The organism is Steroidobacter sp. (assembly GCF_036406195.1).
Classification (GTDB): Bacteria; Pseudomonadota; Gammaproteobacteria; order Steroidobacterales; family Steroidobacteraceae; genus Steroidobacter.
In genome coordinates this window covers 70,090-91,964 of the sequence record NZ_DASWVW010000061.1, presented here as the reverse complement: position 1 = coordinate 91,964, position 21,875 = coordinate 70,090, and the positions used below count along the sequence as shown (strand labels likewise).

At 62.8% G+C, this 21,875-nt stretch carries 19 protein-coding genes; 11 read left to right on the top strand and 8 right to left on the bottom strand.

The window, feature by feature from the left end; genetic code table 11:
- The first annotated feature begins 44 nt into the window (after positions 1-44).
- From VGE08_RS24090 to VGE08_RS24080, 3 genes are all read left to right on the top strand, one after another.
- Positions 45-1,301, top strand: coding sequence for an aspartyl/asparaginyl beta-hydroxylase domain-containing protein (locus tag VGE08_RS24090; RefSeq protein WP_331070482.1), 1,257 nt, complete (start codon positions 45-47; stop codon positions 1,299-1,301).
- 18 nt (positions 1,302-1,319) lie between these two features.
- Complete coding sequence (locus VGE08_RS24085) at positions 1,320-2,495, top strand: aspartyl/asparaginyl beta-hydroxylase domain-containing protein (protein ID WP_331070481.1); 1,176 nt, start codon at positions 1,320-1,322, stop codon at positions 2,493-2,495.
- Between the two features lie 114 nt (positions 2,496-2,609).
- Positions 2,610-2,930 (top strand): hypothetical protein, encoded by a 321-nt coding sequence (locus tag VGE08_RS24080; RefSeq protein ID WP_331070480.1) that lies wholly within the window; start codon positions 2,610-2,612, stop codon positions 2,928-2,930.
- Positions 2,931-3,005: 75 nt separating this feature from the next.
- Here VGE08_RS24080 and VGE08_RS24075 read toward each other — a convergent pair whose 3' ends face one another.
- Entirely contained in the window at positions 3,006-3,383 is a 378-nt protein-coding gene (locus tag VGE08_RS24075) for a hypothetical protein (protein WP_331070479.1), read from the bottom strand.
- 996 nt (positions 3,384-4,379) lie between these two features.
- Between VGE08_RS24075 and VGE08_RS24070 the strand changes: the two genes are divergently transcribed.
- A complete protein-coding gene (locus tag VGE08_RS24070; protein WP_331070478.1) occupies positions 4,380-7,244 on the top strand; it encodes a TonB-dependent receptor plug domain-containing protein in 2,865 nt (954 codons plus the stop codon).
- A gap of 77 nt (positions 7,245-7,321) precedes the next feature.
- Positions 7,322-9,175, top strand: coding sequence for a sulfotransferase (locus VGE08_RS24065; RefSeq protein ID WP_331070477.1), 1,854 nt, complete (start codon positions 7,322-7,324; stop codon positions 9,173-9,175).
- Here the strand turns inward: VGE08_RS24065 and VGE08_RS24060 are convergent.
- On the bottom strand, positions 9,123-9,737 hold the full coding sequence (locus VGE08_RS24060) for a 2OG-Fe(II) oxygenase (protein ID WP_331070476.1): 615 nt from the start codon (positions 9,735-9,737) through the stop codon (positions 9,123-9,125). The two genes, VGE08_RS24065 and VGE08_RS24060, sit on opposite strands and share 53 nt — an antisense overlap.
- A 70-nt stretch (positions 9,738-9,807) precedes the next feature.
- On the opposite strand from VGE08_RS24060, the gene VGE08_RS24055 reads away from it, so the two are divergent.
- Together VGE08_RS24055 and VGE08_RS24050 are read left to right on the top strand one after the other, a co-directional pair.
- A complete protein-coding gene (locus tag VGE08_RS24055) occupies positions 9,808-11,079 on the top strand; it encodes an aspartyl/asparaginyl beta-hydroxylase domain-containing protein (RefSeq protein WP_331070475.1) in 1,272 nt (423 codons plus the stop codon).
- A 2-nt stretch (positions 11,080-11,081) separates the two neighbouring features.
- Complete coding sequence (locus VGE08_RS24050; RefSeq protein ID WP_331070474.1) at positions 11,082-12,902, top strand: sulfotransferase; 1,821 nt, start codon at positions 11,082-11,084, stop codon at positions 12,900-12,902.
- Between the two features lie 11 nt (positions 12,903-12,913).
- Here the strand turns inward: VGE08_RS24050 and VGE08_RS24045 are convergent, their stop codons facing one another.
- Genes VGE08_RS24045 through VGE08_RS24030 form a run of 4 tightly spaced genes read right to left on the bottom strand, consistent with a single transcriptional unit; the run spans position 12,914 to position 15,392 of the window.
- Complete coding sequence (locus VGE08_RS24045; protein ID WP_331070473.1) at positions 12,914-13,603, bottom strand: hypothetical protein; 690 nt, start codon at positions 13,601-13,603, stop codon at positions 12,914-12,916.
- Complete coding sequence (locus tag VGE08_RS24040; RefSeq protein WP_331070472.1) at positions 13,600-14,244, bottom strand: aspartyl/asparaginyl beta-hydroxylase domain-containing protein; 645 nt, start codon at positions 14,242-14,244, stop codon at positions 13,600-13,602. Before VGE08_RS24040 ends, VGE08_RS24045 begins: the two co-directional genes overlap by 4 nt.
- A 3-nt stretch (positions 14,245-14,247) precedes the next feature.
- Positions 14,248-14,796: a DUF192 domain-containing protein gene (locus VGE08_RS24035; RefSeq protein WP_331070471.1), complete on the bottom strand. Its 549-nt coding sequence runs from the start codon at positions 14,794-14,796 to the stop codon at positions 14,248-14,250.
- Positions 14,796-15,392 carry a hypothetical protein gene (locus VGE08_RS24030; RefSeq protein ID WP_331070470.1) on the bottom strand — a complete coding sequence of 199 codons (597 nt, stop codon included), beginning with the start codon at positions 15,390-15,392 and terminating at the stop codon, positions 14,796-14,798. Before VGE08_RS24030 ends, VGE08_RS24035 begins: the two co-directional genes overlap by 1 nt.
- A 327-nt stretch (positions 15,393-15,719) precedes the next feature.
- On the opposite strand from VGE08_RS24030, the gene glgC reads away from it, so the two are divergent.
- A complete protein-coding gene (glgC, locus tag VGE08_RS24025) occupies positions 15,720-17,036 on the top strand; it encodes a glucose-1-phosphate adenylyltransferase (RefSeq protein WP_331070469.1) in 1,317 nt (438 codons plus the stop codon).
- Positions 17,037-17,118: 82 nt separating this feature from the next.
- The gene (locus tag VGE08_RS24020) at positions 17,119-17,589 is read left to right on the top strand and encodes an LEA type 2 family protein (protein WP_331070468.1); all 471 of its coding nucleotides are present in this window, start codon (positions 17,119-17,121) and stop codon (positions 17,587-17,589) included.
- Between the two features lie 6 nt (positions 17,590-17,595).
- Here VGE08_RS24020 and VGE08_RS24015 read toward each other — a convergent pair whose 3' ends face one another.
- Together VGE08_RS24015 and phaR are read right to left on the bottom strand one after the other, a co-directional pair.
- Positions 17,596-19,059 (bottom strand): glycogen synthase, encoded by a 1,464-nt coding sequence (locus tag VGE08_RS24015; protein WP_331070467.1) that lies wholly within the window; start codon positions 19,057-19,059, stop codon positions 17,596-17,598.
- Positions 19,060-19,083: 24 nt separating this feature from the next.
- Complete coding sequence (phaR, locus tag VGE08_RS24010; RefSeq protein WP_331070466.1) at positions 19,084-19,662, bottom strand: polyhydroxyalkanoate synthesis repressor PhaR; 579 nt, start codon at positions 19,660-19,662, stop codon at positions 19,084-19,086.
- Positions 19,663-19,903: 241 nt separating this feature from the next.
- Here phaR and VGE08_RS24005 point away from each other — a divergent pair, with 241 nt between their 5' ends.
- Both VGE08_RS24005 and phaC read left to right on the top strand, forming a co-directional pair.
- Positions 19,904-20,743 (top strand): poly(R)-hydroxyalkanoic acid synthase subunit PhaE, encoded by an 840-nt coding sequence (locus VGE08_RS24005; protein ID WP_331070465.1) that lies wholly within the window; start codon positions 19,904-19,906, stop codon positions 20,741-20,743.
- Positions 20,740-21,834, top strand: a complete 1,095-nt coding sequence (phaC, locus tag VGE08_RS24000) for a class III poly(R)-hydroxyalkanoic acid synthase subunit PhaC (RefSeq protein WP_331070464.1) — start codon at positions 20,740-20,742, stop codon at positions 21,832-21,834. The genes VGE08_RS24005 and phaC overlap by 4 nt, the downstream gene beginning before the upstream one ends.
- Positions 21,835-21,875 lie beyond the last annotated feature (41 nt).

Below are 21,875 nucleotides of genomic sequence, written 5' to 3'. Positions count from 1 at the left end.
CGGCGAGCTTCGGCTCGCCGCTTTTTTGCGCTAGGCTGGCTCGCATGTCCAACCAGCTCGAACAGCTGATACGTACGGCCGAACAGCTGGCCAGCGCCGGTCGCTGGGATGAAGCCGAACGCGTGTGGCTGGAGGTTCGGCGTCTCCATCCCCAGCATCCCAAGGCGTTGTTCAGTCTCGGAGTGCACGCGTTGCAGAGGCGCGAGCTGGCGCCGGCCATTGAATTGTTATGCGCGGCGCGCGCCGTGGCGCCCACCGATCCCGTGATCCTGATGACGCTGGTAAACGCATATGCCCAGCAAGGCGATCGGGACGCAGAGCGTGAAGTCATCGAGTCGGTGCTTGCGCTCGATGCCTATTTCCTGCCGGCGCTGCTGGCGCGAGCCCACTGGATGGAGCGTTATGGAAGGGCCTCCGCCGCGGCAGCGATGTATCGGAATGCGTTGAAGGTTGCTCCACCCCCGAGTCACTGGCCCGCGCAGCTGAAACCTCAGCTGCAACATGCGCGCGAAGTCTCCGAGCTCTACTCGGCGGCACTCTCGAAACATTTGCAAACAAAGTTGGCCGAGGCTCGCGCCGCTCTGGAGCCCTCGGTTGCGGGACGTTGGGACGAAGCGGCAGCCATCGTCACCGGCCGCTCCAAGCCGTTCGTTTCGGAAAGTAATCAGTTGCTGGTGCCGCGGCTGCCGGCTATTCCGTTTTTCGAGCGCAGTCAATTTGCCTGGGCCGCGGCGCTCGAAGCGCAAACCGACGCGATCCGTGCGGAGTTACTGGCGGCCCTGCAATCGCAGCGGGACCGCTTCGGTCCCTACATTGCCTATGGCAAGGGCGATCCAGTCAATCAGTGGCGCGAGTTGAATCATTCGACGCGCTGGAGCGCGTTTCAACTTTGGCGCGGCGGCGTGCCAGTTCATGACAATCTGCAGCTGTGTCCGGTGACGGCCCAGGCGCTCGCGCTCGTTCCGCAAGTGGACATCGGCGGTCTGTGTCCCAATGCCATGTTCTCTGCGCTGGCGCCAAGAACTCACATTCCACCGCACAATGGCGAGACCAATGCGCGCCTGGTCGCCCATCTGCCCCTGATCGTGCCCGAGGGTTGCTGGCTGCGCGTCGGCTACGAAAGGCATGAATGGAAGGTTGGCGAAATCGTGGTGTTCGACGACACAATCGAGCATGAAGCGATGAATGGCAGCGACGAGTTGCGCGTCGTGTTGATCTTCGACGTCTGGAATCCGCTGCTGTCGCCTGCCGAGCGTGACATGGTGCGAGCGATCACCGCAGCGGTCCGCGAATTCGGTTGATTGTCAGAGCCTGCCGCCATGGAAAGTCCGTCCGATCAGATGCGCGCTCTCGTTGAAGCGGCGGCCGCCGCCCTGCAAGCCGGCGATGCGGGCTCCGCGCGAGCTCATTTCGAGCGGATCGTCGCCAGCGGGCAAGCCAATGCCGGTGTGTTGGCGGGATTGGCGCTCGCGTGTCAGTCCCTGAAGGACGAGCCGGCGATGCTGGCCGCGCTCGAGCGTGCGCTCGCCATCGATCCTCACAACATCCGTGCGCTGGTGATGAAGGGGGACCACTTGGTGGCCACTGGCGCATCCCGTTCGGCGATTGCGTTTTACGCAGCAGCGTTGCGGGCGGCAGCCGAAGCGAAGGGGTTGCCTCCCGGTATCGTTCAGCTCGCGCGTCACGCGGAGGATATGCATCGGCGCATCAATGCTGAGTTGGAGAATCACATTCGTACGCAGCTGGCAGGGGCGGGGCACGCGCCAGGCAGCCCTCGCTTCGCGCAGTCCATCGAGATGCTGATGGGCAAGAAACAACGCTACGTTCAGGAACCGCGCGCCTATTTCTTTCCGGGACTGGCCGACATCCAGTTCTTTCCACGCGAGAGCTTTCCATGGCTCGCATCGCTGGAAGCGGCAACGCCGCAGATCACCGCCGAGTTGGAACAGTTGCTGGCGACCGATCAGAAGTTCGAGCCTTACATCCAGCAATCCGCCGATGCGCCGACGCGCCTGGGTCATCCGTTGCTGAACGACGCGGCCTGGAGCGCGTTCTTTTTGTGGAAGGATGGGGCGCCCGTGCCGGGTAGTGCCGAGCGCTGCCCGAAAACGCTGGCAGCGCTCGCGCAGCTGCCGCTGTGCCGTATCCCCGGGCGTACACCGTCAATCCTGTTTTCGCGGCTGGCGCCCGGCGCGTGCATCCCACCTCACACGGGATTCCTGAACACGCGGCTGATCTGTCATCTGCCGTTGATCGTGCCACCAGGTTGTGTTTTGCGCGTGGGCAATGAGCAGCGAGAGTGGCGCGCTGGCGAGGCCTGGGTATTCGACGACACCATCGAGCACGAGGCGATGAATCGCAGTGACCAGTCACGCGTAGTGCTGATATTCGATATATGGCGTCCGGAGCTCACTGACGGCGAGCGGGAGCAGGTGACTGCGCTGTTGACGGCGATCGATTCGTTCAGCCGCGGCGGGGAGACCTGGAGCGTCTGATGCTGGGGCCGATCGGACCCGGTGGGCCTGATGGGCTGGATTTGCCCCCTGGATCACGTGTACAGCCACTCTGGCTGGGATATATTCCAGACACAAACAGGTGGGAGTCGTGTCATGGCCAAGCTCCAAGTTGTGCGCGCCAGTGGCGTGCTGATCCTGTCGGCAATTCTCTTTGGCTGCGCCAGCGCGCCCGGCCCGCAACAGGCTAATACCACCCAGGCTGAACCTGCCAAGGCCAGGCAGCGAGTCGCCAGCCGCGACCGCACCCCTTCCTGGCAGAAGTATCAGGTAAGCGGTTCAAGAATTCCGCGTTATCTGGATGCCAGCGGCCGGCCTCTCAGCGCTGATTTCGTTAACAGCACGACCAGCGAGGGCTTGCATATGCTGCCGGCAGTCACGATGACTCCTTGCAGCAAGAGCCGCAGCGGTTGCTGAATTCTTCTCGGGTGAGTGGCGCCTCGTGCGATACGTTGGCGCCACCCACCTCTGCCGAATGGGCCTCTAAAACCCCTAAGTACCCGTGGTGCTCGCATCAACCACGCCGTGACTGTTTCTGTCGCGGTTTTGCATCATGCGACGCGCCGACTCCTCTTCGAGGCGCAGTTGCTCCCGAGTCCTGCAAACACGCTTGCCGATACGCGTGCCCAGCGGTTTCTCGTTGCGACAAATGATCTCATCGTCGTTGGCGGCGAGCTTGGCCGACTCCGCCGACACCGCCTGAGTGGCAGGCTGCTGCGGAACTGCCTGCGGGTTGGGTGGCGCGGCCACCGCAGGTTCGGCTGCAGACGCCGCTGCCTCCGGTGTAGCGCTGGTCTGGTTCTGGGGTGGCGCGGCGCAGCCAGCCAGCGTTGTGGCGGCGAGGGTTAAGCAGATCGCAAGAACACGCATTTATACCGCTCCCTGTAAGTCCTGTTCGGTCGCTTGGGAAGATAAAGAGTCGCTCGCTGCACTATTGCGATTTATTGGATCGAAGCGACTGCCTTGCACCAAATTAGCCGTGGCCGGGTATTTTCACAAGCGGTCCCACGGTCGTAGCAAGCCAATCGCTCGCCGGTTTTGCTCGATGTCATCGCAGGTGAGCGGAGCCACGATTGTCGATTGCCCTCACCAGCTTGCGTTCATGTGTCGTTCAGGCACGCCGATGTGCACGAACGAGGTCTACGAGAAGGCAGTCGCGCCAGGCGCGAGCCGTTGCCGAATGACGCGTCATTAGTTACTCGATCATCGCAACGCTGTTTGTTTCTTACAGCGAACGCCAATTAGAGTCCGAGGCGTTGCGAATGACAAAAATTTAAACTTCACGCGCGACAGGCGTTCTGGTTGCTGGTTGAACCTGCACTCGGTATCGCGTGCCCTCGCTTGCTCGAGCAACTGCTGCAACGAGCCTCTCATTCTAGCGAAGCCCTCTGACGTCGTGCGCCTGCCAGGGTCTCGCTCGGGCCGACGACTCGGTCGGCGGCTAGCGCGCTCAATTGTTGTCGAACCATCAAGATGCTGATTCTTCTGCGAACTCCGGCCTCGTTCCGGCAGCAGCCCGCGCTGTGGTCGGACGCGCGCTCTCCCGAGTGTAAAAATGCCACAGCGAACTCGGCTTGCGGGTGCAGCTGTCAAGCGCTCACCCATCGTTGTCAATCCGCAACGCCGGCATTATGGGTGGCGATTCGTGCTCGATAGTCCGAGCTTAAGTAGGTGATTTACAAGCATCCTTAATCCTCTCGTCGCAGCAAATACGCTTGTTGTGGCGAAAGCAACGGTTGTATCCTCCGCGCCCCATGAGCCAGCGCTGTCGTCATTGCAGGCGCCAGTTTGTTGTACATCGGTCACAGTGCAAAGCGGCCGATTCGGTCGCCGTTGCTTTTTCATCCTCGCAGGAGGTGCGCAAAAATGCTTCCGACCAATAATTCGCTACGGCACGCGATTCATGGCGTGCTGTTGGCCAGCGCGACCGCGGCCATTCCGGCCGCCCCCGCGATCGCTCAGCAAACCGACACGGCGGCGCGGCCCATTGAAGAAGTGGTGATCACCGGTTCGCGCATTCGTCGCGTCGACGAAGAAACCGCGAGCCCGGTGTTCGTGATGGATGCCAGTACGATTGCCAACACCGGCGTGAGCACGCTGGGCGATCTGATGATGCGTGTGCCCGCCATCTCCGGCGCGGCAACGAATCCGCAAGTGAACAACGGCGGTGGCACCGGTGAATCCAACGTCGAATTGCGCGGCCTCGGCGCGCAGCGCACGTTGGTGCTGTTGAACGGCCGTCGCATCAACATCCTCGGTGCGAACGGCACGACCTCGGCCGTCGATATCAACATGATCCCGCTCAACATGATCGATCGCGTGGAAGTGTTGAAGGAAGGCGCGGGCGCCGTGTACGGCTCCGACGCCATCGCTGGCGTGGTGAACTTCATCACCAAGAAGGATTGGGACGGCGCCGACGTGAGCGTCGAGTGGGGCCAGACGGGTGAGGGCGATGGTGAGCGTCAGTCCGCCAGCCTCACGCTCGGCAGCACCGGTGAAAAGCTCAGTGTGCTGTTCGGCGCCAACTACAACAAGCAGGATGCGGTGTCCGCGTCCGATCGCGATTTTTCCGCTGCCGCGCTGTATCTGTATGGCGGTCTGGCGCAGGAATTCGGTTCGAGTCGGACGCCACGCGGTCGAATTTCCCTGCCCGACTCCCTGACGGATGACTTCGGTTGCAGCAGTGTGACCAGAACTCCTGGCGCGAGCGGCGCAGGGTTGGACAGCTACCGCTGCTACAGTAGCGCCGAAGATTCCTACAACTATCAACCGTTCAACCTGCTGATCACGCCGCAGGAGCGCACCAGCCTGTTCACGATGTTGAACTACGAGCTGAACGAGGGCATGGAGGCGTATGGCGAAGTGCTATACAACCGCACGCGCTCCGGCTTCCAGATTGCGCCGCTGCCGTTCGACGCGAATGCCGATGACGTGGTCATTTCCGCGGCCAATGCCTACAACCCGTTCGGCACCGATTTCGGTGGCGCCGTCAGTGGCAGAGAAAACCCGAACTTCCTGGTGCGCCTGGAAGCGCTCGGCAATCGCCGCAGCGAAGTCAACACGGACTCCATCCTGGCGAACGCCGGCCTGCGCGGCAATGTCGGCAGCACCTCGTGGCAATGGGACGCGGGTGTGCAACTCGGCCGCATGAGCCAGGACCAGAACATCAGCGGTTATCTGCTCAAGCCGCAGTTGCAGGCCGCGGTGGGCCCGACTCACGTCGGTGCCGACGGTGTGCTCCGTTGCGGTCCTACGGAAGCCCTGGCGATCAGCGGCTGCACGCCGATCAACATCTTCAACCTGTCGGATCCGGCGCAGATCCAGGCGTTGCAGGACATTTCCACGAACTATCGCAGCGACTACAAGTACACCAGCACCGGCTATTCGCTGAATGCCAACGGCGAGCTGTTCGACTTCGGCGCGGGTCCCGTGCTGATGGCGATTGGCGCCGAATACCGCGAGCAGGAAGGCGTGTTCGAGACGGACGTGCTGACGCGCGGTGAAGCGCCGCTATACCTGTCGTGTTTGCTGGCGCAGGAAACCTGTACCGGCAACTCGCAGGCCGACTACAACGTCCGCGAAATCTACACCGAGTTCTTCGTGCCGCTGCTCAGAGATCTGCCGGGCGTGCAGGCGTTGAACGTTACCGCCGGCATCCGCTACTCGGATTACTCGGTGGACACGATCGGCGACGACACCAATGCACAGTTCAAGATCGAGTATCGTCCGATCTCCGATGTGTTGATTCGCGGCTCGTATGCGCAGGTGTTCCGCGCGCCGACCATCCTCGATCTGTCGAAGGCACCGTCGCAGGATTCGCCGACCTTCAGCGATCCTTGTACGAACCTCACGCCCGCAGCATTGGCCGCCAGCCCCGGACTGCAGCGCGCCTGCGTGGGCGTGCCGACCACCGGGGATTTCTCGCAGCCGGTCAGTCAGATCACCGGCCTGATTCTCGGCAACCCGGATCTGAAGCCAGAAACGGGTGACGTAGTCACGTTCGGCGTGGTGTACGACCCGCAGTTCGTGCAGGGCCTGTCGCTGACGGTGGACTACTGGCGGTACAAGATCGAGGACCTGATCACGCCGCTCGACCCGAACTTCGCGGTCGAGCAGTGCGTCGACAACGGCACCTATTGCGAATTGATGTTCCGCTATCCGGAGGGCCACCCGGCTGCCGGTGAGTTCCAGGTGTTCCAGGAACCCATCGTCAACCTCGGTGTGCTGGAGACCGACGGTATCGACTTCGGAGTGAAGTACGCGCTGCGCGACACCCCGGTGGGCTCGTTCAACTTCTCGTTGGACCTGACTCGTATCAACAGCTACGAGAACACGCCGTCGCCGGGCGCCGCGCCAGTGGAAATTGCCGGCACGTTCGACCGTCAGTTCGGCAACTATGCCAAGTGGCGCGGTCTGCTGGGCGTGGGTTGGGCGATGGGCGGCTTCGACGGCCTGCTGACGCTGCGGTACATCGACAACCTGAAGGTCAACGACCCGGATGGGCTGCTGGTCGATGAGCCGCCGCTCGAGATCGGTTCGATGACCTATGTCGATGCCACCGTGGGCTACACCTTCCCGACCGACACCAAGGTGCAGATCGGCGGCGTCAACCTGACCGACAAGCAACCGCCGTTGCTGTATCAGAACAATGTGATCAACGCGAACACCGACGTGTCCACCTACGACCTGCTGGGTCGTCGCTGGTACATCGGTCTGTCGCAGAAGTTCTGATCGCGTCGAAGGTCGGACCTGTCGATGATGGGCCGCGAGGTTTTGCCTCGCGGCCCTTTTCTGTTTAGCTTGCGGGCATGCCTCAGCGCTTTCCCCCTTCGTCACCCATCGACCCGCGGCGGCTGCTGCGGGAAGCCGTGGCTGCGTTCAATGCCAATCAGTTCGCCGCGGCCGAAACACGGTGCCAGCAGCTTCTGGCGAACGCGCCCGGCGATGCGCGAGCGCTGGCTTTGTATGGAGCCGTGCTGCACGGTCAGGGGCGCTATGCCGATGCGGAGCACGTTTTCGGCGGGCTGGTGAACCTCGAGCCGGGCACGGCGCTGCACTGGGTGAATCTGGGCACTGCCCGGCGATGCGCCGGCAAGTACGAACAGGCTCTGCAGGCGTACACGCGGGCTGCCGAGCTCGGCTGTGCCACCGCCGATTTCTATTTCAACGTCGGCCTCACGCACATGGACCGGCGCGACTACGAATCCGCGCGCGCAGTGCTGAAGAAGGCGCTGGATCTCGACCCTGCCGACGCATCGATCCGCTCCGAGTACATCAAGGCCTGCTACGAGTCGATGCAGACCGAAGAGGCCCTGGCGGCGGTGCAGGGCTGGAATGACTTTTCGCAGCTTGCACCCGATCAGCTTGCCATGCTGGCCGCGCGCCTGATGAACCTGGGCGAGATGCAGCGAGCCGAAAGCGTCATCGGGCAGCTTGGCTCCAGCCAGCTCGATGTGCATGCCATGCTCACGCTGGCGCAGATCATGGAGCGAACCAATCGCCTGGATGAGGCCGAGCGCTTGATCGAGCGCCTGTCGCACGATCCGCGCGCGTCATCTCTGGGTACGGACCTGCTTCTCACGCAGGCGCAGCTCGCGCAGCGGCGCGGTGATCACGAGCACGCCTGTGAATTGTTTCAACGTGTGTTACGGGGCGTCGAGCATTTTCATGATCGACACTTCGTGCTGTTTCCGCTGCTGAAGTCGCTGGATGCGCTGCAACGCAACGACGAAGCCTTCGCGGTCATGAGCGAAGCGCATGTGTCCCAGGTCGAGCATTTGAAATTGACCGCGCCGCTGGCCGTAGCCCGGGGCACGCCGACATGGGAGATCGCGCGCTGGAGCTGCGATCCCGCCGACATCGCGCAATGGGACCACACCGGCGCGCCGTCGCTGGAAGATAGTCCGGTGTTCGTGCTGGCATTTCCGCGCTCGGGTACGACGCTGCTGGAGCAGACGCTCGATGCGCATCCGCAACTCAAATCGATGGATGAGCAGCCGATCGTGCAGGCCGCGCTCGACGACATCCTGGCCGCAGGTGTGCGCTATCCGGAAGAGATGGGTAGGCTCACAGCCGGGCAGGTGAAGGCGCTTCGCGCCCGATATTTCGAGCGGGCCGCCGCCAGGGTGAATCTTGCGCCGGGCCAGCGGCTGGTCGACAAGAATCCGCTGAACATGTTGCGGCTGCCGACCATCAAGCGGCTGTTTCCGAACGCACCCATCATTCTTGCAATCCGGCATCCTTGCGACGTGATCGTCAGCTGCTTCATGCAGCACTTCCGCGCGCCGCATTTCGTGCTGTTGTGCTCGGACCTGCAGTCGCTCGCCGAAGGCTATCGACGCTCGTTCGACTTCTGGTATCAGCAGGCGGCCATGCTGTCGCCGAACGTGCTCGAAATCCGCTACGAGAGTTTCGTCGCCGACTTCGAGCGCGGCGTGCGCGAGATGGCGGAATTTCTGCGGCTGCCGTGGCACGACGCGATGCTGGCGCCAACCGAACATGCGCGCGCCAAAGGATATATCAGCACACCCAGTTATTCGCAGGTCGTGCAGCCGGTGAATCAGAAGGCTGTGGGTCGCTGGCGCGCCTACGAGCGGCACCTCGCTCCAATCATCCCTCGGCTACAGCCTTATCTGCAGCGCTGGGGTTACTCGGATCGATGAACAGCAGGTACGTGGACAGGATGTACTTGTCGCCTGACAAGGGCGGCAGACCCTCGTGCTGGTACATCCAGTATGGAGGAAACATCAGCAGCCGCCCGGCGCGCGCCGGGATGGTGACCTCGAGCTGGGGAAAGTGCGTCTCGCCGCCTCGATCGACATCGTTCAAGTACCACAGCAGCACCAGGTAACGATTGGCCACATGGTTGATGGAATCGAAGTGCAGCTGAAACTGCTCCTGCTGGCCCGCCCGGTAGCGCTTCAGCGTCAGGTTGGAGATCACCGGCGAGTTGGGGATGGGAATCGCCAGTTCGATGTCGCGGTTGTAGCGATCCAGCGCGCGGTCGATCAGCTGGCGGAACATGCCGAGGAAGGCCGCATCCGACAGCCGCGTTACATTCAACTCGGTCCAGGCCGAGTCCTCCAATCCTCTACGCACGCCACGGCCGTTGCGCAGCTGGAAGCGCTCCAGGCCGGCGAACGAGGCGATCATCTGCTGGCACAGCTTGGGGTCCAGATCCTGATCGTAGGTCCGAATGTAGCGGCGCAGGTCCGCGTGGCTCATGGCAGGGCTCTGGGTAAGACTCTGGGCAAGGCTCTGGCTGGGGCTCATGGCCAGCTATAGTAGCGCGGAAATGAGCTCATCCGACGCCCATACCCTGTTGCAGCAAGGCCGCCTCGACGAGGCCGAGCGGGCTGCCCGCCAGTCGTTGCAGCACCAGCCGCGCGATGTGGAAGCGCTGAATGTGCTGGGCCTGGTTGCCCTGCGTCGTGGCCAGTTGTCGCGCGCTCAGCAGTTGCTGGAATCGTCCATCGAGATCGATCCCAATCATGCGCTGACGCGGCACTATCTCGGCCGTGTGCACGACGCATCCGGCAACATAGACGCGGCCGTCGCAGCGCACGGGGCCGCGCTCGCGTTCGCGCCTGCAATGTTCATCATCCGGTTGCATTACGGCGTCGCCTTGGAGCGAGCCGGTCAGCACGAACAGGCGGCGATTCACTACTTTCGCGCGACCAACGATGCGAGGGCGCAGGGCCGCTGGCTCAACGCCGAAACGACGGCGTCGGCGTTACGACCGATCGTGGAGCATGCGGTGCGCATGGTGCGCCAGACCACTCGCGCGCGGTACGCAAGCGTGATCGAGCCTCTGCGCCAGCAATTTGGTGTCGACTCGCTCGAGCGTGTTGAGCAGTGTCTGCGCATCTATTTCAGGGAACAGGAGCCGGTCTACCCGGATCCGCGCCAGCAACCGACCTTCCTTTATTTTCCGGGCCTGCCACCGGCGGCGTACCTGGATCGATCGTTGTTTCCGTGGCTCGAAGCGTTGGAGGCGCGGACCGATGACATCCGCCAGGAGTTGCTGCGACTGTTGGCCAGTGACGCAGGTCGCGAGCGCGTGTTCTCGAACGAGGCCATCGAGCAACAGAATCTGCGTGGCTTGAAGTCGCCGCCGAGCTGGAACGGCTATTATTTCTATCGCCATGGCGAGCGTCGCGACGACAACTGCGCCGCCTGTCCCGTCACCGCACAGACGTTGGATCTGTTGTCGCTGTCCCACGTGCGAGAACATGGACCGGAAGTATTGTTCTCCGTGTTCACGGCGGGCACGCATTTGCTGCCTCATCGCGGCGTCACCAATACGCGGCTCGTTGGACATCTGCCGCTGCTGGTGCCGCCGGACTGCGCGCTGAACGTTGGCGGCGAAGTCCACGAGTGGCAGGAAGGCCGCGCGGTCATCTTCGACGATACTTACGAGCACGAGGCGTGGAACCGCAGCGATCGCACGCGCGTCGTGCTGATCTTCGATATCTGGAATCCTCATCTCACCGAAGTCGAGCGTGCCGCCATCGAGTTGCTGGTACCGGCGATCGGCGATTTCCGAAAGGCGTCGGAGGCGGCATAGTCATGAGGCTGCCCAAACCGTTCTATCGCTTGCCGCTGCGGTTTGACTTCGAGCGGCTGCGCGCGGAAGCGGCTGCGTTGCCTGCTCAGGCTTGGGTGAAACATCCCAACGATCTCAAAGGCAACAGCGCTGCCCGGTTGATCAGCGTCGATGGCGGCGAGAACGACGACGTGAACGGTCGCATGCAGGCCACCGCGCATCTCCAGCAGTCGCCGTACATTCGCCAGATCCTCGCCAGCTTCGGCGTCGTGTGGAGCCGCTCGCGGTTGTTGCGACTCGCCCCTGGGGCAACAGTGCCAGAGCACGCGGATATCAACTATCACTGGTTTACGCGCGTGCGCTTGCATATTCCGATCGTGACGCGACCTGAAGTGCGGTTCTTCTGTGACGACCAGGTCGTGCACATGGCAGCAGGCGAGGCATGGGTATTCGACAATTGGCGCTCGCATCGAGTCGAAAACTTTGCGCCTGACGAGCGTATCCATCTGGTCGCGGATACGTCCGGCAGCGCGGCCTTCTGGCAGTTGGTCGCGCAAAGCGACAATCCCGCCGCGCAGGTTCGCAATGTTCCCTATGTCGAAGGGCGTCAGGCAACGCCGCTAACCGAGCGGGCCAGGCTCGCCGCTGTGATGACACCGGCCGAGGTGGACTTCCTCATTCTCGACTTGCGCTCGGAGCTGGCGGCGGAAGAGGGCCTGGCGGACGCTCGTATGCGCCTCGTGCGTTATCACGGATTGCTCGACGCAATGTGCAAGGATTGGCGACAGCTGTACGCGCTGTACGGTGACGAGCCGCGAGGCTGGTCGGAGTTCGTGCGCCTGCGCGACCATGTCCGCAACGCGTCGCGCCAGTTATCCGAAGGATTGATGATGCGCACGAATCGCGTTTCCGCGCATCAAGTGCTGGAAGGTCGGGTCCTGCGAGCGATGTTGTCGCTGCCGGAACAAACAGCCATGGCAGCCGCGCCGATTCAACCGACTCGCGCACGTGCGCCGCAGATCGAGCGGCCGATATTCATTGTCGCTGCGCCACGCTCGGGCAGCACCTTGCTGTTCGAAACATTGGCGGCCAGTTCGCAACTCTGCACGGTGGGTGGAGAAGCGCATTGGCTGGTGGAAGGTATCGAAAGCCTGCGCCCGGGCGCGCCCGGCGTCGACTCCAATCGACTCACCGCCGAGCATGCCAGCCCGGCCATAGCCGAAGACATTCGCGAGCAGATTCTGACGCGGTTGCAGGATCACAGAGGTCAGGCCGTGGGTGAGCCTGGGGCGCGCCGCTTCCTGGAGAAGACGCCGAAGAACGCGCTGCGAATTCCGTTCTTCAATCATATTTTCCCCGATGCTCAGTTCGTTTTTCTGTGGCGCGAGCCGCCCGAGAACATCAGTAGCATCATGGAAGCGTGGCGTTCCGGACAGTGGCACACGTATCCAAAGCTGGACGGCTTCGAAGGGCCGTGGTCGATGTTGTTGCCGCCGGGTTGGCGCAGCATGAACGGACGAGCGTTGGAGGAGATCGCTGCCTGGCAGTGGCAGGAGACCAATGCGCGGATACTGGATGATCTGCAAACACTGCCGCCGCAGCGCTGGACGGTGGTGCAATATGCAGATCTGGTTCGCGATCCAGCGGGCACCATCGGCAAGGTTTGTGAGTTCCTGGGTATGGGCGTGGATCCGGCCCTCGCCAGCCGTGTGGCTCAGCCGTTGCCGCAGGCTCGCTATACGTTGACCGCGCCGGCGGCGGACAAGTGGCGAGCGAATGAGGCCGAGATTGCCAGGGTATTGCCGTCGGTCCAGGCAACTTGGGAGCGACTGCGCTCGCTTTGATCGCTCGACTGCTAGAAAACGTAGCCGTGGCGCTCGATGACTAAGCTGTCGCGCTGGGCAACGAGTTGCGCCAACTCGTCGTCGTAGAACTGACGATGCGGCGCATGCTCCGACGTATTCAGCGCTGGCGCTGTGTCGATGTAGTCGCGTAAGCCGGGCGAGACAGGCTCGCCGATGGATTCGAGCAGTTGCGGCATTTCGCTGCGCAAATGTTCCATGCGCGCGAGCTTCGCTGTCTCGGTGTCAGGCCCGTACAAATAACGATAAAGAAACGAGTAGAAGCCCAGCTCGCTATCGCGAATGGGCGCGAGCGCGAATCCCGGCAAGTTCAGCCCTTGATTGGTGTACGCACCGGGCAGCGCGGCGAGCACGCGATCGAGCAAGCTGTGTTCGCGATCCAGATTCAGCATGTTGCGCACCGTGGCTTTGAAATCCAGCGTGCCGCCGTCGCTGAGAGTCTGGAACAGCGCGTTCGGCCGTGGCCGCGAGCGCTGGAAGCTGAACCACGAAACGTAATAGCTCCAGGGGTTGCGGACCAGGCCGAGCACGGGCAGCGAAGCGCACGACTCGGGAAGCATGGAGCGGGGCAGGTGATAGCCGACATGGCGCGCACCCGCGACGAAGCGCACCAAGCCCGTGTTGACGAAGGTGCCACCCGACTTGTGCAGGTGGAGAAAGACGAAGCGTGGAGTGACGATCATCCCGCGGCGGGCGTGGCGAAGTGTCGCTCGACTGCTTCGATCCGGCGGCCGAGATCGCGCTGGCCCGCGGCCAGCATCTGTAACAAAGCTGGCGTTGGCAGGAAGTCGCAAATCATATGCGTGCGCGACCGCTGCGGGTCCGCGTTCCAGACGGCGTGCGGAGCGCTGTTGTTCAGCACCCAGGCTTCGCCGGCCTTCATGAGGTAACACAACGGGCCTGCGATCATCCATGCCTGGTCGTGCGTCTCGACCGGGAAATGCAGGCGCAGGGTCTTGGCGAAATAGGGCGCACGATCGATGTGAGGATCGATGGTGGCGCCTCCCGGCAGACGGGCCAACAAGCAGCGTTGCGCGGGCGCTGGAATCAGCTTCTCGATGATCTCGCGTGCGTATGACAACAGTGCGAGCGGCTCGCGGTCCTCGATCGGCAGCTCACCTTGAGCGGGCGCGTAACCCCGCAGAAACAATGCTTCGGCGGCGCGATGCACGCCGACGCGCCCGCCTCGAGTTCCCCACAGCGAAGCCGGTAAAGCATCGACTTCGGCGGCGAACCGCGATGCGTCCAGTTGCAGCGGCAATCGCAAGCACCCGCCGACCAGCGCAGCTTTATCGATGACAGGATGGCCGGGAAGGTCGAGCATAATTCAACGGCCGGCACTGAACGCCGGATGCATGACTTGCGCGCCGGCTGAGATTTTCAACCGCGCCGCCGTGCCCGCCGGCAGTTCGACCACGCCCAGCGCGGGGCCGCCGGACTGGATGGTATCGAGCGATAGCGGCTTGGTTTTCTCCACCACGCGCAGCACTTTGCCATCGGCTGCTACGAACAGCATGTCGAGCGATACGTAGGTGTTCTTCATCCACATCGACACCGGATGCGGCTGCGGATAGATGAACAGCATGCCGTCATCGGCGCGCAGTTCCCGGATGAACATCAAGCCCCGGGCCCGGCGCTGGTCGTCGTCCGCGATCCAGACATTGAACTGATGCAGACGGGCGTCGGGCGTCGCGATCTGCAGGGTCGAGCGCCGGAAGACGCGGTCCAGGTCGCTGGCGGTGACGTTCGGCGCCTCCGCCGTCGCGTTCTTCGGCGTGTTGTCGGCGTGCGAGAGGCCGGACAACAGCGCGCCAAGGACAACGGCTCCAATAGCAACGGAGCAGGTCAGCAGGCGCCGGAGGGAATGCACGGTCATCATCGAGCTCCTGCCAGGCGTTGCGCTGTCATCGGGCCCTGGTCCAGATCTTCATCACGGTCCTCGCTATCGAAGTCGATGCGGCCGGCATAGTCGAACCGCGACAGCAGAATGACGCCATCGCCCCGCACGGCCCGCGCCGGATGCGTACAGAAGCCGCGCGCGATGATGCGATAGGAGCGAGAGCGATGCGGGATGCCAACCAGCGGCTCCTGCCGGACTTCGTCCAGGGTGCACTTGTTGTCGCCCTGGGTGCTGTAGAACTCGCCGAGGCCTTCCCGTATGACAGTCACATTCACCGGCAGTGCCTTGGCCGTCTGTCCCTCGCGCAGACCGGCGACCCCGAACAGCAGCACCAACCGGCCTTCGCCGTCATCGTGACTGAAACGTACCCGGATGCCGCCATCCGGTCGCACGGCGCCGGTGCACTCCGTGCCGTCGTTGCCCCAAACAAGCTCCGCTTGCACGGCGCCCGACAGCCGCGCCTTGAGGAAACCGCCGCCGTCCGGCAGGCAGACTACGGCCTGCGCAGCTTCGGTAGCGCTCTCATCGTCGCTTGCCGGTGGCTGAGCATGGACCTTGCAGGTCAGTCCCAACGTTAACCAGCAGATCGTTATTGCGGGCAGGCAGCGACGCCAGCTCGTAAAGCGGGAGGTGCCGCAGCCATGGCCGATTGGGAGCACGAGGTCGTTACTGAACCGTTGCAGCATGCCGGTATGCTTACTCTGGACGCGCGGTTCCGGCAGACTGTAGCGCCGGAGCCTCACCATCCCGAGCAGTATGGGGACGGCGAGCAGCCCACAATGCCGAAGCCGCGCCTGCGAGGCAAGCGGCGACGGTCTGCGCCGACAACGGGGGCGGCGGACTTGACCGGAGAGCCCTGCGCTGATTGGCTGAACTTACGTGAAGCGAGAATTCCAACTATGGACGATAGAGCAGAGCCCGCTCGATCGGTGACGTTGACGCGAAGAACCAGCGAATCGCACGCGCGAACCCGACGCTATGTCAGCCGGATCACGCGCAATACGCTGGCGGTGATCATGGCCGGCGGTCGCGGCGAGCGCCTGAAACATCTGACCGATTTCCGGTGCAAGCCGGCCACGCCGTTCGGCGGCAAGTTCCGCATCATCGACTTCGTCCTGTCGAACTGCGTGAATTCCGGCATCCGCCGCATCCAGGTGATGACCCAGTACAAATCCCACTCCCTGATCCAGCACATCCAGCGCGGTTGGGGCTACCTGCGCGGCGAATTCGGCGAGTTCGTGGAGATCGTGCCGGCGCAGCAGCAGATGGGTGATTTCTGGTACCGGGGTACGGCCGACTCGCTGTATCAGAACCTGCAGATCATCAAGCTGCACAATCCCAAGCACATCCTGGTGCTGGCGGGCGATCACATCTACAAGATGGACTACGGCGTGATGCTCGCCTCGCACGTGGCGAAGCGGGCCGACATCACGGTGGGTGTCGTCGAGGTGCCGCGCATGCAGGCCACGGCCTTCGGCGTGATGAGCGTCGATCCGGACTATCGCATCACCAAGTTCTCGGAAAAGCCCAAGGATCCCGAAGGCATTCCCGGCCGCGAGGATTTCGCGCTGGGCTCGATGGGCATCTATGTCTTCAAGGCCAGCCTGCTGTATCGATTGCTGGAGGAACAGGCCAGGCAACCGGACACCTCCCATGATTTCGGCCGGAACATCATTCCCGGCGCCTTGAAGTCGCTGAAGGTGTTCGCCTATCCATTCACCGACAACGAGACGCGCGTTCAGCATTACTGGCGCGACGTCGGCACGGTGGATGCGTTCTACGACGCGAACATGGAACTGGTGTACGTCAATCCCGAGCTGAACATCTACGACGAGAAGTGGCCGATCTGGACCTACCAGCGCCAGTACCCGCCGGCGAAGTTCGTGCTCGACGAGGACGGCCGGCGCGGCATGGCGATCAATTCCATGGTGTCCGGCGGCTGCATCATCTCCGGCGCCACGGTCAATCAGTCGCTGCTGTTCTCGAACGTGCGCATCGAGGAGCGCAGCTACATCGAGCGCTCGGTGATCTTCCCCGACGTGGTGGTCGGCGCCGGCAGCGTCATCAAGCGCGCCATCGTGGACACCGGCGGGGTGGTGCCGCCCGGCACGCAGATCGGCCTGAATCCCGAAGAGGATGCCCGGCGGTTCTATATGAGCGAGCAAGGCGTCGCGCTGGTGACTCGGGACATGCTGGCCAAGCTGCGGCAGCCCTGAGCCGAAAAAAGCCAGGGCGTGCGTCACACGAGGCGCGCGCCCGGTCTGCTATTCTTCGCGCCCAGATACCCTGGGAGCACCGATGAACAAGGTCGTTACGCGTCTTGCGCTGGCGTTCGCGCTGCTCGTGTCCGTCAGCAGTTGCAGTGCCTTGCGTCCCGAACTGCAGGCGCCGCGCCTGGCGCTGGTCAGCGTCGCCATGACGTCGGCGGACATCTTCAATCAGCAGTTCCTGGTCCGCATCAACATCGAGAATCCGAACGATCGCGACCTGCCCATCACGGGGTTGGATTACAAGCTGTTCCTGGAAGGCGATGGTTTCGCCGAAGGCTTGCTGAACAAGCCGTTCACGGTGCCGGCCAATGGCGAGACGGATTTCGACATGACCGTGCGCACCAACTTCGTCAGCGGGGTCGGCCGGCTGCTGTCGCGCCTGAACGGCCGCACGCAGGTGAACTACGCGGTCGAGGGCAAGCTGCTCACCGACATCCGTTTCCTGAAGAAGATTCCGTTTCAGGAAACCGGCAGCGTCAATATCGCTGTCCTGAAATAGTCGGCTTCAAGCCCACTTGCCGGTGAGCTCGCGGTACAGCTTCACGTACTCGCCGGTCTGACGATCCCACGAAAAATCCTGCGCCATGCCGTTGAGCATGAGCTGGCGCCAGCCATCCTGATCCTTGAAGAAATCCAGCGCGGTATGGATGGCCCACTGCACCGCCGGGACGTCGAAATCGTTGAACACGATGCCGGTGCCCTGGCGCGTGGCGGGGTCCCACATCTGCACTGAATCCGCCAGGCCGCCCGTGCGGCGGACGATGGGCGGGGTGCCGTACTTCAGGCTGTACATCTGATTCAGCCCGCATGGCTCGTACTGCGAGGGCATCAGGAACATGTCGCTTGCCGCCTCGATCAGGTGCGACAGCTCCTCGTTGTAGCCGCGATGGAACACCACGCGATCCGGAAAGCGGTGTTGCAAGTCGACGAAGAAGTTTTCGTAGTGCGCCTCGCCGCTGCCCAGCGCCACCAGGCTCATCTCGCGCGTCTGCAGGATCTCGGGCAAAGCGTCGAACAGCAGGTCGAAACCCTTCTGCACCGTCATGCGCGACACGATGCCCATCATTGGCACGCTGTCGCTGACGGAAAGATTCAACCAGTCCAGCAGCGAACGCTTGGTAGCGCGCTTGCCCGACAGGTCTTCCGGCGAGTAGTGATGTTTCAAGTAGCGGTCGGTGGCGGGATTCCACTCGCTGTAGTCGACCCCGTTGAGGATGCCGACGACGCCGTCGGCCCTCGCCCGAAGCACGCCGTCCAGGCCGTGGCCGCCGATGGGCGTGCAGATCTCGCGAGCGTAGGTCGGACTGACCGTCGTGACTCGATGCGCATGCCGCACGCCTTCGCGCAACCAGTTGAAGCCGCCGCCCGCCAGCGTCTCTGGAGACAATAGATGTCGCACGTCGCCGCCGATGTCGTAGGCCGTGCTCGCGTCGAAAATGCCTTGATAGCCGATGTTATGAATCGACAGCACCGAGCGCGTGGCGGCGAACAGGCCGTCCCAGGCATACAGGCTCTTGAGCATCATCGGTATCAGCGCCGTGTGCCAGTCATTGCAATGCATGACGTCCGGAGCGAATTGCAGGCGCTGGCAGCCATCGAGCGTCGCTCGTTGCAGCACCAGGAAACGCAAGTGCTCATCCACGCCGGAGGTGTAGATGGAAGGACGGTCATACACTTCCGGACAGTGCACGAGATACAACGGCACCGACGAGCCCGGCAGTCGCGATTCGAGCAAGGTATATGAGTAGCGATGCGAGCCCAGCGCCAGTGGCACATTGCACGCGCAATCCAACGTCGGCGCGTTTCGAACGGCGCCGTTGCTCATGCTCGAATACAGAGGCATGAACACGCGAATGTCGTGACCCAGCGCGTGCAGATGTTTCGGCAACACGCCGGCCACGTCGGCAAGTCCGCCGGTCTTGGCGAGCGGTGCGATCTCGGAAGCTACGAAACAGATATTCAGCGGCATGCGTCGGCAGCGGCGCGCGCAGCGTCAGGACTTGTCATCTTCGTCGGTTGACTGGGACTTGTCGCTGCCGCTGCCGCCTTTGCTCGTCTTGTTATTGGTTCGTGAAGTGTCGCGTGCCGCATCGCGCGTGGTGTCGTCGGCCGGCCGCGGCGGCGCAAACGTGGCCAGCAGGGTTTCCTGCATCTTGGCCCACAGCTCGAGGTTCTGTCGAGTGAGCTCGGCGAGCGGATTGGGCGCGCCGCTGTTCGTGCCATTCAGGGTGCGGCCGAGCTGTGCCTGCATGACCTCCTGCTGGCGCATGAAGGTCTCGACGCTCTTTTCCAGGTAGCTGCTGAAATAGCTCTGCATGGAATTGCCATAGAAGCGGATCATGGATTCGAGCAACGAGGTCGAAAGGATCGGCCGGCCGAATTGTTCCTGATCGGCGATCACCTGCAGCAGCACCAGCCGGGTGATGTCCTCGTTGCTCTTGTCCTCGATCACCTTCACGCGCGTGCCGGCAACCACCATGTCGCGGATGTCGTCGATCGTGATATGACGACTCTGTGCGGCGTCGTACAGGCGCCGGTTCGCGTATTTCTTGATCAGTCGTTCTTCGCTCATGCTCAGCTCGACAGGCTTTTGGCGCGCAGCCCGGCATGGAGTGGGACACAATGCGCGTCGCGCGTGACCCTTGTCAGCACCGGCGGCGGGGTACTGTAACGACGCTCATTTGGCAGTGCAACAGACGAGATGCCGAAGCCGGCACTGCGCGCACTCAGATGCCGCCGATTGTGCGCCGCTCAGGCGATAATGCCGCCCGCCCTGAGGCAATAATGCCGGCGGGCAAGGGCGAGAAGCGGCAATGATAGAGTCGAAAAACGACGGATCCGACTGGATCCAGGCCTGGATCGAGCAGCAGCGGGAGCAATTGCGCCGGGCGGGCAAGCCAGGCGCCGGCGTGGCCGCGGGCGGCGGCAGTACCCAGACCGACAGTTTTTCGGATCAGATGCGCGACATCGGCATGCGATGGCTCGAAGCGGGCCAGGCGTATCTGCAAGGCTGGCAGCAATTCGCGCAGCAACGCGCGGCCGGCGCCGCCGCCGGCGAGCCGCCATTGAAGTTCGGCGAGGACATGCTGAACGCATGGCAGGGCGCCTGGACTGGAGCGGCTGCGGCCGGCGAGGGCGCTACGCAACAGTTCGCCGATCTGATTTCGCGATTGCCGGCAATGGGCCTGGCTCGTGAGCAGACCGAGGCGTGGCGCGAGTTGCTCGCCGCGCAAGCGGAATATCAGCACCTCGAACAAGAAGTGCGAACCGTGTGGGCCAAGGTGCAGACCGACGCGCTCACCATGCTCGAAGCGCTCATTCGCGAGCGCAAGGCGCAGCAGGCAGATGCGGGCGCGGTGCCGGGCATCGAAGACTATCGTGAGCTCTACAATCTCTGGGTGGAGTGTGGCGAGAAGGTCTTTGCGCAAGTGGCGCACAGCGAGTCGTATTGCAAGCTGCAGGCGCAGCTGGGCAATGCAGCTGTTCGCTTGCGTGCCCGGCAACAGGCGTTGCTGGAGCGCGTGCTGAAGCAATACGACTTGCCGACGCGATCCGAGTTGAACACGGTACATAAGCAGATGCGCGAGCTGCGCCAGCGAGTCGCTGCGTTGGAGGCGCAGCTGGCCGAAGCGCGCGGCGAGGAACGATCATGAGCGAAGTCACTCCCGGCTCTGCCGAACTGGCCGCCGTCGCCAGCGACTTCATGCGGAGCATGTCGCAAGGTCTCGCGGCGCTTGCCAATGCTGGCGAGGTCACCGTCGGCTGCTCGGCGAAAGACGCGGTTTTCTCAGAAGACAAAGTCACACTGTATCGCTATCGCGCCTCGGAAGTGGTGGCTCCCGATTTGCGCGTGCGCACGCCGGTGCTGATCTGCTACGCGCTGGTCAATCGTCCTTACATGATGGATCTGCAGACCGACCGCTCGTTGATTCGCGGTCTGCTGCAACGGGGCGTCGATGTCTATCTGATCGATTGGGGCTATCCCGACGGCGCCGATCGCTATCTCGCGCTGGAAGACTATGTGTTGCGCTACCTGCCGCATTGCGTGGACTTCGTGCGCAAGCACAGCGGCCATGACCGGATCAATCTGCTCGGTGTGTGCCAGGGCGGCACCATGAGCTTGTGTTACGCGGCATTGCATCCGGGGCGACTGCGCAATTTCATCACGATGGTCACGCCGGTGGATTTCCACACGCCGGACAATCTGCTGACCAAATGGGCGAAGCATGTCGATGTGGACGCGCTGGTGGCCGCCACCGGCAATGTCTCCGGCGACGCGCTCAATGCCTTGTTCGTCAGCCTGATGCCGTTCCGCTTGAACAGCCAGAAGTACGTCGACCTGTTGCATCAGCTCAACGATCCGAACAACAGCGCGGCGGCGCTGGAGAATTTCCTGCGCATGGAAAAGTGGATCTTCGACAGCCCGGATCAGGCCGGCGAAATGTTTCGCCAGTTCCTGACGCTGTTCATCCAGCAGAACCGCCTGGTGAAGGGCACGTTGGAGGTGGGCGGACGCCGGGTGGACCTGAAACGGATCGACGTGCCGTTGCTGAACATCTACGCATTGCAGGATCACCTGGTGCCGCCGTCGAGCAGCAAGCCCCTGGCGCAGCTGACCGGCAGCCCGGACTACAGCACGCACGAGTTTCAAGGCGGTCACATCGGCATCTACGTGAGCGGCACCGCACAGCGGCAGATCCCCGACAAGATCGCCGGCTGGCTGCGCCAGCGCGATGCGAGTTAGCCACCTAAAGTCAGGGCCAAAAAGTTAGGGAATCGATACAT

Excerpts from the sequence above, each read along its gene's own strand:
- VGE08_RS24090 (WP_331070482.1), top strand. The coding sequence starts at position 45 with ATGTCCAACCAGCTCGAACAGCTGATACGTACGGCCGAACAGCTGGCC.
- VGE08_RS24085 (WP_331070481.1), top strand. The coding sequence starts at position 1,320 with ATGGAAAGTCCGTCCGATCAGATGCGCGCTCTCGTTGAAGCGGCGGCC.
- VGE08_RS24080 (WP_331070480.1), top strand. The coding sequence starts at position 2,610 with ATGGCCAAGCTCCAAGTTGTGCGCGCCAGTGGCGTGCTGATCCTGTCG.
- VGE08_RS24075 (WP_331070479.1), bottom strand. The coding sequence starts at position 3,383 with ATGCGTGTTCTTGCGATCTGCTTAACCCTCGCCGCCACAACGCTGGCT.
- VGE08_RS24070 (WP_331070478.1), top strand. The coding sequence starts at position 4,380 with ATGCTTCCGACCAATAATTCGCTACGGCACGCGATTCATGGCGTGCTG.
- VGE08_RS24065 (WP_331070477.1), top strand. The coding sequence starts at position 7,322 with ATGCCTCAGCGCTTTCCCCCTTCGTCACCCATCGACCCGCGGCGGCTG.
- VGE08_RS24060 (WP_331070476.1), bottom strand. The coding sequence starts at position 9,737 with ATGAGCCACGCGGACCTGCGCCGCTACATTCGGACCTACGATCAGGAT.
- VGE08_RS24055 (WP_331070475.1), top strand. The coding sequence starts at position 9,808 with ATGAGCTCATCCGACGCCCATACCCTGTTGCAGCAAGGCCGCCTCGAC.
- VGE08_RS24050 (WP_331070474.1), top strand. The coding sequence starts at position 11,082 with ATGAGGCTGCCCAAACCGTTCTATCGCTTGCCGCTGCGGTTTGACTTC.
- VGE08_RS24045 (WP_331070473.1), bottom strand. The coding sequence starts at position 13,603 with ATGATCGTCACTCCACGCTTCGTCTTTCTCCACCTGCACAAGTCGGGT.
- VGE08_RS24040 (WP_331070472.1), bottom strand. The coding sequence starts at position 14,244 with ATGCTCGACCTTCCCGGCCATCCTGTCATCGATAAAGCTGCGCTGGTC.
- VGE08_RS24035 (WP_331070471.1), bottom strand. The coding sequence starts at position 14,796 with ATGACCGTGCATTCCCTCCGGCGCCTGCTGACCTGCTCCGTTGCTATT.
- glgC (WP_331070469.1), top strand. The coding sequence starts at position 15,720 with ATGGACGATAGAGCAGAGCCCGCTCGATCGGTGACGTTGACGCGAAGA.
- VGE08_RS24020 (WP_331070468.1), top strand. The coding sequence starts at position 17,119 with ATGAACAAGGTCGTTACGCGTCTTGCGCTGGCGTTCGCGCTGCTCGTG.
- VGE08_RS24015 (WP_331070467.1), bottom strand. The coding sequence starts at position 19,059 with ATGCCGCTGAATATCTGTTTCGTAGCTTCCGAGATCGCACCGCTCGCC.
- phaR (WP_331070466.1), bottom strand. The coding sequence starts at position 19,662 with ATGAGCGAAGAACGACTGATCAAGAAATACGCGAACCGGCGCCTGTAC.
- VGE08_RS24005 (WP_331070465.1), top strand. The coding sequence starts at position 19,904 with ATGATAGAGTCGAAAAACGACGGATCCGACTGGATCCAGGCCTGGATC.
- phaC (WP_331070464.1), top strand. The coding sequence starts at position 20,740 with ATGAGCGAAGTCACTCCCGGCTCTGCCGAACTGGCCGCCGTCGCCAGC.